This is a genomic window from Actinomadura rugatobispora (genome assembly GCF_042656285.1).
In the GTDB taxonomy this organism is placed as follows: Bacteria; Actinomycetota; Actinomycetes; order Streptosporangiales; family Streptosporangiaceae; genus Spirillospora; species Spirillospora rugatobispora.
Map to the genome: position 1 here is coordinate 1 of NZ_JBHSON010000184.1, position 9,590 is coordinate 9,590.

Annotated in this window: 11 protein-coding genes and 1 pseudogene; 7 read left to right on the plus strand and 5 right to left on the minus strand. The window is 74.8% G+C overall.

The features are described from left to right. Both ACFPZN_RS55040 and ACFPZN_RS55045 read right to left on the minus strand, forming a co-directional pair. The coding region (locus ACFPZN_RS55040) for a lysylphosphatidylglycerol synthase domain-containing protein (RefSeq protein ID WP_378293237.1) at positions 1 to 665 on the minus strand (665 nt) is incomplete at its 3' end. A 121-nt stretch (positions 666 to 786) separates the two neighbouring features. After that, positions 787 to 2,361 (minus strand): NHL repeat-containing protein, encoded by a 1,575-nt coding sequence (locus ACFPZN_RS55045; RefSeq protein WP_378293239.1) that lies wholly within the window; start codon positions 2,359 to 2,361, stop codon positions 787 to 789. A 207-nt stretch (positions 2,362 to 2,568) separates the two neighbouring features. Here ACFPZN_RS55045 and ACFPZN_RS55050 point away from each other — a divergent pair, with 207 nt between their 5' ends. Both ACFPZN_RS55050 and ACFPZN_RS55055 read left to right on the plus strand, forming a co-directional pair. Continuing rightward, on the plus strand, positions 2,569 to 3,255 hold the full coding sequence (locus tag ACFPZN_RS55050; protein WP_378293241.1) for an HAD family hydrolase: 687 nt from the start codon (positions 2,569 to 2,571) through the stop codon (positions 3,253 to 3,255). Between the two features lie 52 nt (positions 3,256 to 3,307). Further along, positions 3,308 to 4,561 carry an alpha/beta fold hydrolase gene (locus tag ACFPZN_RS55055; protein ID WP_378293243.1) on the plus strand — a complete coding sequence of 418 codons (1,254 nt, stop codon included), beginning with the start codon at positions 3,308 to 3,310 and terminating at the stop codon, positions 4,559 to 4,561. A gap of 2 nt (positions 4,562 to 4,563) precedes the next feature. Here the strand turns inward: ACFPZN_RS55055 and ACFPZN_RS55060 are convergent, their stop codons facing one another. The 3 genes from ACFPZN_RS55060 to ACFPZN_RS55070 all read right to left on the minus strand — a co-directional run bounded on the left by ACFPZN_RS55060 (position 4,564) and on the right by ACFPZN_RS55070 (position 6,033). Continuing rightward, entirely contained in the window at positions 4,564 to 4,866 is a 303-nt protein-coding gene (locus tag ACFPZN_RS55060) for a hypothetical protein (RefSeq protein ID WP_378293245.1), read from the minus strand. Between the two features lie 81 nt (positions 4,867 to 4,947). Then, positions 4,948 to 5,469: a ferritin-like domain-containing protein gene (locus ACFPZN_RS55065; protein WP_378293247.1), complete on the minus strand. Its 522-nt coding sequence runs from the start codon at positions 5,467 to 5,469 to the stop codon at positions 4,948 to 4,950. A 33-nt stretch (positions 5,470 to 5,502) separates the two neighbouring features. Next, complete coding sequence (locus tag ACFPZN_RS55070; protein WP_378293249.1) at positions 5,503 to 6,033, minus strand: hypothetical protein; 531 nt, start codon at positions 6,031 to 6,033, stop codon at positions 5,503 to 5,505. 249 nt (positions 6,034 to 6,282) lie between these two features. Between ACFPZN_RS55070 and rimP the strand changes: the two genes are divergently transcribed. The 5 genes and pseudogenes from rimP to ACFPZN_RS55095 all read left to right on the plus strand — a co-directional run. Beyond that, positions 6,283 to 6,939, plus strand: coding sequence for a ribosome maturation factor RimP (rimP, locus tag ACFPZN_RS55075; RefSeq protein WP_378293251.1), 657 nt, complete (start codon positions 6,283 to 6,285; stop codon positions 6,937 to 6,939). A gap of 25 nt (positions 6,940 to 6,964) precedes the next feature. Then, the gene (gene nusA, locus ACFPZN_RS55080; protein WP_378293255.1) at positions 6,965 to 8,089 is read left to right on the plus strand and encodes a transcription termination factor NusA; all 1,125 of its coding nucleotides are present in this window, start codon (positions 6,965 to 6,967) and stop codon (positions 8,087 to 8,089) included. Between the two features lie 212 nt (positions 8,090 to 8,301). Then, a complete protein-coding gene (locus ACFPZN_RS55085; RefSeq protein WP_378293253.1) occupies positions 8,302 to 8,643 on the plus strand; it encodes a YlxR family protein in 342 nt (113 codons plus the stop codon). Between the two features lie 108 nt (positions 8,644 to 8,751). Continuing rightward, a pseudogene (locus ACFPZN_RS55090) lies at positions 8,752 to 8,889 on the plus strand (translation initiation factor IF-2 N-terminal domain-containing protein); the annotation flags it as partial. Between the two features lie 394 nt (positions 8,890 to 9,283). Next, positions 9,284 to 9,590: hypothetical protein (locus ACFPZN_RS55095; protein WP_378293257.1), on the plus strand; the 307-nt coding region annotated here is incomplete at its 3' end.

The following is a 9,590-nucleotide window of genomic DNA, read 5'->3' on the forward strand; positions in this document are numbered from 1 at the left end:
CCCGCCAGCGCCGCGGCGCGGGCGCGCGGGCCGAACAGCGCCACCACCAGCGACAGCGCCGGCACGGCGATCGTGGGCACCGCCAGCGCGGCGATCGCCGGCCCGCGCGCCTGCGGCGCCGCGAGCAGGGCCGCCAGCGCGATCAGGGAGTAGGCGGAGGTCGTGATGACGCCGCCGACCAGGATCACGGCCGTCGCCAGCTGCGCCGTCGCGCCGCTGTGCCGGAACTGCCGGAAGGTGTAGACGACGCTGACCGCGGGCCCGGCCGGGAGCGTGGTGGACAGCGCGTTGCCCGCGTACGTCACCGCGAACGCCCGCCGCAGCGAGATGCGCACCCCGCCGATCCGCAGCAGCCGCCGCTGGAGGCGCGCGAACGAGCCCATCGAGATCGCCACGGCGACCACGACCACCGCCAGCCACTCCGGCCGCGCCCCGGCCGCCGCGTCCCCCATCGCGCCGATGTCGGGCAGCCGGTCGCGGAACGCCACCAGCAGCACGACGGCCGCGGCGATCAGCGCCCACTGCGCGAGCCTGCGCCTCCGGGAACGGCGGGCGCGGGGCTCGGCGGACAGGTCGAGAGCCGCGGGAACCTCCTGGGCGGCGGGGCCGTGATCGAGAACGTGATCGGGGGCGGGTCGCGTAGATGCCGTGACTGATCGGCTCATGTCCCGGTCACCTCGCAAGCTAGCCCCGCTCGCCGCAACCCCCGATCGCGCACGAACATTCCCGCCGGAGACCCTCCGGAACCCAGGTGTGGGCGCGATCACTCAGATGGCCACATCCGGCTCAGGGACGGTCGCGCACCGCCACCAGTCCGCCCACGACACCGACATAGGCCGTGCCGTCCGGGCCCAGCGTGATCGGCGCCCAGTTGTTGTCGAACCACTTCCCGGTGCCCGTCAGGACCTTGTAGACCGTCCGCCCGGTGTGGACGTCGACGGCCGTCAGGTACCAGGCGTCGATGAGATCCCTCCGGGGCTCCTTGGTGTACAGGTACAGCAGCCCCGCCGGGACCGACGCCTTCGCGACCGTGGACGGCGACCGCTCCGCGCTCTCCCAGACCGTGCGGCAGCCCCGGCCGTCCGCGTCGACGTCCACCCGGCTCACCCCGCCCGCCGGCGAGCCCCCGGGCGGCAGCTCGAAGAAGTTGCGGTAGCCGTGGTTGTTCTCCACGAACAGGCTGCGGCCGTAGCCGACCAGCGAGTTGTCGGTGGCGCTCGCGCCACTGCGGAACACCGGGACCGCGCAGACCCGCCGGCCGTCCGAGCGGCGGTGCACCAGCACGTTCATCCGGTCGTCGGCGTTGTCGGTGATCGCCACGTACTCGGTGCCGAGCAGGGTGGGCGTCGTCCCGGACCCCTGGTCGATCTGCCCCGGCTTGCGCCCGCTTCCCCGGTCGTAGGGCGCCCGCCACACGATCTCCGGCGTCCCGTCGCGGCCGGCGCGCAGCCGGTAGAGCGCGTGGTCGGAGACGATCGACACCCCGTCCTCGCCGGCGGCGAAGGAGTTCTGGATCCCCTCGCCGGGCAGCCGGATCGCCCGGACCGTGCCGGTGCCCGGATCGACCGTCCCGATCCGGCCGTTCCGGGTGATCCACCAGATCAGGCCGCCCCAGTCCGGGCCGACCGCCGTGACCGGGTCGCACTCGCCCTTCGGCCACGGGTTCGTCCAGGTGGCGCAGTCGTGCGGCAGGTGCCCGCTCAGGTCCCAGTCGTCGGTGACGGTGAAGCGCCACGTCCCGTCCGGGCCCTTCTCGTGCGCGAACCGCCGCAGGTGGAAGGCCGAGTCGGCGAGCACCGCGCGGTCCCGCGGATCGAGGTAGTAGTACGCGCCGCCGGAGGTGTCGGTGAGGACCTTGTCGAAGTCGGCGGTCACCACGGCCGTCACCGTGGACGGGCGGGGCGGGAGCCGGAACGTCGCCAGGTCCTTGAGGGTCTTCGGGTCGATCAGCCGCAGCGTGAAGTTCGCGCCCTGCGTGCACTGCGCCACGATGAGGCCGGTCCTGCGGGCGAACGTGACCGTCGAGCACAGCCCCGGCAGCAGCCCGCCCGCCTTCGCCTCCGACAGGACCTGGGGCCGCCGCCCCAGCGGCCCGCTGAACGGGTAGGTGTCGGAGGCGTGGCTGTCGGCGTGCATGGACGACAGGCCGACCGGCCCCTGGTGCGGGTTGGCGGGGATCGGCGTCCCGGCCATGGGGCGAGGCGTCGCGGGCGCTCCGAGGTAGGCGGGCACCAGGCCCCGGCCCGGCCCGTCGGGCACCGGCGCCGCGGCCGCCGGGGCGGTCAGCGCCGGGACGGCGCCGGGCGCGGCCACGGCGGCCAGCACCGCGCCGGCCGCCAGGCATCTGCGAATACGCGACATGAGCTCCTCGCCATTCCCATCGGTTCAGCAGGGTCGGCCCGAGCCCCGGTCGCGCCTCCGGGGGACGCGCGGACGCGTCAGGACATCGTCTGAAAGATCATCCATGGCCCGCCGCCGTCCTTCAAGGGCCGCCCGAGGGGCGTGCACCGGGCCGCCTTCGGGCCCGCCGAAGGCCCGCGGAGGGCCCGTCGTGGTTACCATCCCGGCATGGCGGTTTCTGCTGTGATCTTCGACTGGGGCGGCACCCTGACCCCGTGGCACGACATCGAGCTGGGGGAGATGTGGCGGCGGGTGTGCGCCGCCCACCTCGACCCCGACCAGGTCGAGGAGGTCGCCACCGCCCTCCTGGACGCCGAGCTGGAGCTGTGGCGGCGGGGCCGGGACGAGCACCGCAGCGCCACGCTGGAGGAGCTGTTCGAGCTCGCCGGGGTGGCGCCGAGCGAGGCCATGCTGGCCACCCAGTTCGACATCTGGACCCCGCACACGATCATCGACCCGGCCGCGCCCGGCCTGCTCCGGACGCTGCGCGAGCGCGGCATCAAGGTCGGCGTGCTGTCCAACACCATGTGGTCGCGCGACTGGCACGAGCGGATCTTCGCCCGCGACGGCGTGCTCGACCTCCTCGACGGCGCCGTCTACTCCAGCGAGATCCCCTGGACCAAGCCGCACGCCGAGGCGTTCCGCGCCGCGATGGCGGCGGTCGGCGCCGACGACCCGGCGGCGTGCGTGTTCGTCGGCGACCGCCCCTACGACGACATCCACGGGGCCAAGTCCGCCGGGCTGCGCGGCGTGCTGGTGCCCAACAGCACCGTCCCCGCCTGGGACTCGGTCACCCCCGACGCCACCATCGGGGGCCTCGGCGACCTGCTGCACCACATCGACCGCTGGTCCTGAGAGAACCAGGCCGGGTCCCCGGGGGCCGGACGGTCAGGGCCATAGTGGGGGCATGACCGTCACGTTCCGCCGTCCCGGCTTCGTCTGCACCGACCACTTCCTGGAGGTCCCGCTCGACCACGGCGATCCGGACGGCGGCACGATCGAGGTCTACGCGCGCGAGGTCGTCGCCCCGGGCCGGGAGCACGACGACCTTCCGTGGCTGCTCTTCCTGCAGGGCGGCCCCGGGCACAAGGCGACCCGTCCGGGCGACGCCGCCGCCTGGCTGGGCCGCGCGCTGCGCGACTACCGGGTGCTGCTGCTCGACCAGCGCGGCACGGGCCGCAGCACCCCGGCGAACCGGCGGACGCTGCCCGCCGACCCCGCGGAGGCCGCCCGCCGGCTGCGGCACTTCCGCGCCGACTCGATCGTGCGGGACGCGGAACTGCTGCGCCGCGCCCTGGCCGGCGACCGGCCGTGGAGCGTGCTGGGCCAGAGCTTCGGCGGGTTCTGCGCGGTCACGTACCTGTCGCTGGCGCCCGAAGGGCTGCGCGAGGCGTTCATCACCGGCGGGCTGCCGAGCCTGACCGCCGGGGCCGACGAGGTCTACCGCGCCGCCTACCCGCGCGTCAGGGCCGCCGTCGAACGCTATTACGCGCGCTACCCCGGCGACCGCGAACTCGTCCGGCGGGTGGTCGGCCACCTGGACGGCCGCGACGTGCGGCTGCCCGGCGGCGAGCGCCTCACCGGCCGCAGGTTCCGCACGCTCGGCCACGACCTGGGCTCGTCCGCGCACTTCGATGACCTGCACCACCTCCTGGAGGAGGCGTTCGAGGGCGAGGAACTCTCCGACACCTTCCTCCACGGCGTGGACGCGGCCGTCGGCTACGCCCGCCACCCCCTGTACGCGTTGCTCCACGAGCCGAGCTACTGCCAGGGGACGGCGTCGAACTGGGCGGCGCAACGCGTTCTGGAGGAGTTCCCGGAGTTCGAGGAGCCCGCCATGCTCTTCGGGGAGATGATCTACCCCTGGTTCTTCGACGAGGACCCGGCGCTGCGGCCGCTGAAGGAGTGCGCCGAGATGCTGGCCCGGGACGAGGAATGGCCGCCCCTGTACGACCCCGGCGTGCTGGCCGCCAACACCGTCCCGGTGGCGGCGGCCGTCTACCACGACGACATGTACGTCGACCGCGAGCACTCGCTGGAGACGGCCGCGGCGGTCAGGGGACTGCGCCGGTGGATCACCAACGAGTACGCCCACAACGGCCTGACGGCCGACTCCTATGTTCTCGACCGCCTGATCGACATGGTCAGGGGCGAGGTGTGACGTCAGGTCCGGTGCGGGAGATGGGACGCGGCCGCCGACAGCAGCTCGTTCACCCGTGCCGTGAGGCTGGCCAGGTCGGCCCTGGCCACGTCCGCCTCGGCCTTGGCGCGGCGGGCCTGGCGGCGCGCCTCGTCCCGCTCGGAGGCCAGCTGGGAGAGCTGCGCCTGGTAGGCGGCGCGCAGCGCGTCCAGGGTCTCCGATGAGTCCGATGAGGTGGAGACGCTGTGCGCGTGCTCCTTCTTGACCGGGTGCCCGGTCCTGCCCGCCCTGGTCCTGGCCGCCGTGTCCTTGTGCGTCGTGTTCATCGCCGGTCCCTCCCCCGAGTGATGCCGGTATCCAAAAGGGACCAACGCGACTAATGGGGTGAATGTTCCTAGGGTGTGCGGTCAGTCGCCCGGTCGCGGCCTGGGGACGAGGGCGCCGGCGGACAGTCCGGGGAACGCCGACGTACGGGGCGGGCCGGGTACCGAAGGCCCCGCGGACGGCTCCTTCACGGGCCGTCCCGACAGGGAGTGCCAGCGCACGGCCCGCGCCATCGCCTCCTGCATGGCCTGGGCCGCGAACGTGCGCAGCGCCGCGTCCGCGGACCCCGCCAGGCCGGTGTAGGAGACCACGAGATCGTCCTCCAGCGCGGCCGCGACCTGGGCGGCACCACGGGCGGAGGCGACCTGGACGGGCAGCCGGTAGGCGGGCGCCGCGGCGGCGGGCTCGGCGCCGAGGCCGGTGATCCGCGCCGCGAGCTCGTCGCGCCTGGTGCGGTGGGCGTTCCACAGCGTCCTGGCGGACTCCCGGAGGGAGCCCCGCAGGCGCGCGCCCACGACCCCGTACCCGTAGACGGCGGCGTGCTCGGCCCGCAGGACCGTCTGGAGCGCGTCGACGGACGCCGCCCGCCGGCCTCGCGTGATCATCGAACCCCCGTGCCTAGGATCCTCGCCGGTCCGCTACTCCTCCGCGAGCGCCGCCGCGTGCCCGGCCTCGCACGCGCCGATGCTGGCGAGGAGCTGGGCCAGACCGGGATCGGCCCGGCCCGCGTCGGCCGCGCGGGCTTCGGCCGCCCGCTCCTCCGCCTCGCGAAGGGCCGCCAGCGCCTGCGACGCCTTGCCGGGCGCCTGCCTGGGCGTGGGCCGCGGGATCGCGCCGCCCTCGCCGGCCCGGTCGCCCGTCCCGGGCACGTAGTGGCGGCGCAGCACGGCCAGATGCTCGCGGTGGTGGGCCAGCGCGGGGTCGATGCGGCCGGCCAGGGACGGGTGCGCCCGGCGGGCCGCCTCGTAGAGGGCGATCAGATCCTGCTCGGCCGCGATCGCCCCGACCAGGATCGGCACCCCGGCCCCGAGCGGCGCCCGCGCGGCACGGTCGCCGTCGCCGTCCGCGCCGGCGCACCCGCTCAGGAGCGGGACGGTCAGCGCGGCACCCCCGCCCAGCAGCGCCGCCCGCCTGGACGTCGCGACGCCGCCCGGTCCGGCTGCTGGCAACGCGTCTCCTCACCGAGTGCCGTGGCGGTGTCGGCCCGGCGCGGACGATCCGCCCATCGCGCCAGCTCAAGCATTCCATACACCGGCGCGCCGGTGAGCCGTCCGAAAGGCCGCTGAGGTGCCCGTCTGTCGATAGTCTTGAAGGCGGGCCGCACCAGGCCTCCAGTCCGACCTGGGCAGAGACCTGGGACGACCTGAACAGTCCGGCACTGCCCACAGCACCAATAAAGGCCACACAGAGGAGAGCCCATGAGCGTCGAGTCCGGCGGTGGACGCGCTCAGCGGGGCCGCGACGCCGTTCCGGCCGCGGGCGGCGGCCGCGCGGCGGCCGTGGAGGATCTGACCCGCCTGCTGACGCCCGCCGTCGCCGCGGCGGGCTTCGACCTGGAGGAGGTCGACGTGCGGCCCGCCGGCCGGCGCCGGCTGGTGCGGATCGTGGTGGACGCCGACGGCGGGGTGAGCCTCGACGACGTCGCGCTGCTCAGCCAGGCCGCCTCCGGCCTCCTCGACGACGCCGAGGTCATGGGCACCGGCCCGTACGTGCTGGAGGTGACCTCGCCGGGCGTCGACCGTCCCCTCACCGAGCCCCGGCACTGGCGCCGCGCCGCCGGCCGGCTGGTCGTCGCGCCGCTGGCCGAGGGCGGCCAGATCGAGGGCCGGGTGGTCTCCGCGGACGAGGAGTCGGTCGTCATCGACGTCACCGGCACCGGCCAGGGCGGCGGTAAGGGCAAGGGAGCCAAGGCCGCCAAGGGCGGCGGGCCGGGAGCCAAGGGCGGCAAGGGCGGTCCCGAGACGACCAGGCGCCGGTTCGGCCTCGGCGAGCTGGGGCGCGGACGGGTCCAGGTGGAGTTCCGCCCGCCCGGCGGCGAGGCCGAGGAATCGCGTTCTCCGGCTGAGCCGGAATAGAGGGGGGAGCCTCGTGGACATCGACATGACCGCCTTGCGCAGCCTGGAGAGCGAGAAGGACATCTCGCTCGACGTGGCCGTCAAGGCCATCGAAGACGCCCTGCTGATCGCCTACAACCGCACCGAGGGCGCGGCCCCCAAGGCGCGGGTCCAGCTCGACCGCGCCACCGGCCACGTGACCGTGTGGGCGACCGAGACCGACGAGGAGGGGCAGACCGTCCGGGAATACGACGACACCCCGACGGGGTTCGGACGTATCGCGGCGACCACGGCCAAGCAGGTCATCCTGCAGCGGCTGCGGGACGCCGAGGACGAGCTGACGTTCGGCGAGTACGCCGGCCGTGAGGGCGACATCGTCTCCGGCATCATCCAGCAGGGCAAGGACCCGCGGAACGTGCTGGTGGACCTCGGCAAGATCGAGGCGGTGCTGCCCCCGCAGGAGCAGGTGCCGGGCGAGTCCTACGACCACGGCGAGCGGCTGCGGGCCTACGTCGTCCAGGTGCGCAAGGGGCACCGGGGCCCGTCGGTGCAGCTGTCGCGGACCCATCCCAACCTGGTCCGCAAGCTGTTCGCGCTGGAGGTCCCGGAGATCGCCGACGGCACCGTGGAGATCGCGGCGATCGCCCGGGAGGCGGGGCACCGCACCAAGATCGCGGTCCGCTCCCGCAAGGCCGGGGTGAACGCCAAGGGGGCCTGCATCGGCCCGCTGGGCAGCCGGGTCCGCAACGTGATGCACGAGCTGCACGGCGAGAAGATCGACATCGTCGACTGGTCCGAGGACCCGGCCGACTTCGTGGGCAACGCGCTGTCGCCGGCGCGGGTCTCCGCCGTCGAGGTGGTGGACGCCGACGCCCGGGTGGCGCGGGTGATCGTGCCCGACTACCAGCTGTCGCTGGCGATCGGCAAGGAGGGCCAGAACGCCCGCCTGGCCGCCCGCCTCACCGGCTGGCGGATCGACATCCGGTCCGACACCGAGCAGGTCGAGCAGGCGCGGCAGCCGGGCCAGGAGGGCCAGACCCCGCAGACCGGCCAGACCGGCCGGCAAGGTCAGACCGGACAGGAAGGTCAGGCCGGGCAGGCCGGCAAGGCCGGGCAGGAGGGCCGGGCGGCCCAGGCTCAGGAGGGCGCCCCGGAGGGCACCGCCTCGTGACGGCGCCCCCGCTCCGACCCCGCCTCGCGGCGGGGCGGACGGGGCCGGCGCGGGCCGTCCGGGTCACAGCCTCGTAACAGTGCGGGCGCCGCCGGGCGGGTCGTGTCCGTGCCGGGCGGAGAACCGCTCCGGCGGCGCGGAACAGTACCGTCCCGGTGACAACGACAAAGCGGCCGGATCCGGCGAATCTGGATCAACTACGTCAGGAGAGCATGCGACAGGTCCCGCCGACGCCTCGGCGCGGTAGACTTTCATCACGTGGCCGGGCGGTCCCGCTTCGCACCTGCGTGGGCTGCCGGGTTCGCACGGCCAAGTCCGACCTGCTGCGCCTGGTGGCGGTCGAGGGCGTCATCGTCCCCGACCTGGGCAAAGCGATGCCGGGCCGGGGTGCCCACCTGCACCCCGACCTGGGATGTCTCGAGCTCGCTGAGCGACGTCGGGCGTTCCCCCGGGCCTTTCGCCTGGCGGGGCCGCTCGATGTCAGTGTGCTGCGAGACGGGCTTGCGGCACAGGCGCCGCAGCAGCAGGATGGCCGAACGGTAAGCGACGTCTAGTCGGAAGCAGGTCGAGATTGCTATGAGCGCTCGATGAGCACGCCGCGATGAGTACGGCAGGTTAGCGACGGTCCGGAGGCCGCACCCCCGGACCGAGTAGGGAGTGCAGTGGCGAAGGTCCGGGTTTACGAACTCGCCAAGGAGTTCGGTGTAGAGAGCAAGGTCGTCATGGCCAAGCTCAGGGAAATGGGCGAGTTCGTGCGTTCGGCGTCCTCCACGATCGAGGCGCCGGTCGTTCGCAGGCTCACACAGGAGTTCTCCAATTCTTCGTCCGCCAAGGCGGACAACAGGGTCGCGCCGAAGCGCCCCGGCCCGCGCCCGTCGGCGCCGCGGCCCGGGCCCGGCCCGTCCGGTCCCGCGCCCTCCGGCGCACCTCAGGGCGCCCGTCCGGGTCCGCCCAAGCCGCAGGCGCCGCGTCCTGCCGCACCCGGGCCCCGGCCCGCCGCCGGCGGCGCCGGTGGTTCCGGTGGTTCCGGTGGTCAGGGCGGCGGCCCCAGGCCCGGCCCGCGTCCGGGTCCGGTCCCGCCCGCGCCCAGCACGCCGGTGGCCCCGGCGGCCGCGGCCTCCGCGTCGCCCGCCTCGCCCGCCCCGAGACCCCGGGGCGGCGGCCCCGCCGGCGGTCCCCGCGACGGCGGCCCCCGTGATGGTGGGCACCGTGATGGTGGCCCCCGCGACGGCGGTCAGCGTGAAGGCGGCCCCCGCGACGGCGGTCAGCGTTCCGGCCCCCGCGAGGGCGGTCGCGACGGCGGCCCGCGTCCGGGTCCCCGCGCGCCCAAGCCCGGCCCGCGTCCCGGCCCCCGCCCAGGCGGCGGTGGCGGTGGCGGCGGTCGTGGCCCCGGCGGCCCGCGTCCGGGCAACAACCCGTTCAGCTCGACCAACACCGGCATGGGCCAGGCGCCCAAGCCCGGTCCCCGTCCGGGCCCGCGTCCGGGCGGCGACCGTCCGGA

Coding starts and splice junctions, on each gene's coding strand:
- ACFPZN_RS55045 (WP_378293239.1), bottom strand. CDS start 2,361: ATGTCGCGTATTCGCAGATGCCTGGCGGCCGGCGCGGTGCTGGCCGCC.
- ACFPZN_RS55050 (WP_378293241.1), top strand. CDS start 2,569: ATGGCGGTTTCTGCTGTGATCTTCGACTGGGGCGGCACCCTGACCCCG.
- ACFPZN_RS55055 (WP_378293243.1), top strand. CDS start 3,308: ATGACCGTCACGTTCCGCCGTCCCGGCTTCGTCTGCACCGACCACTTC.
- ACFPZN_RS55060 (WP_378293245.1), bottom strand. CDS start 4,866: ATGAACACGACGCACAAGGACACGGCGGCCAGGACCAGGGCGGGCAGG.
- ACFPZN_RS55065 (WP_378293247.1), bottom strand. CDS start 5,469: ATGATCACGCGAGGCCGGCGGGCGGCGTCCGTCGACGCGCTCCAGACG.
- rimP (WP_378293251.1), top strand. CDS start 6,283: ATGAGCGTCGAGTCCGGCGGTGGACGCGCTCAGCGGGGCCGCGACGCC.
- nusA (WP_378293255.1), top strand. CDS start 6,965: ATGACCGCCTTGCGCAGCCTGGAGAGCGAGAAGGACATCTCGCTCGAC.
- ACFPZN_RS55085 (WP_378293253.1), top strand. CDS start 8,302: ATGCGACAGGTCCCGCCGACGCCTCGGCGCGGTAGACTTTCATCACGT.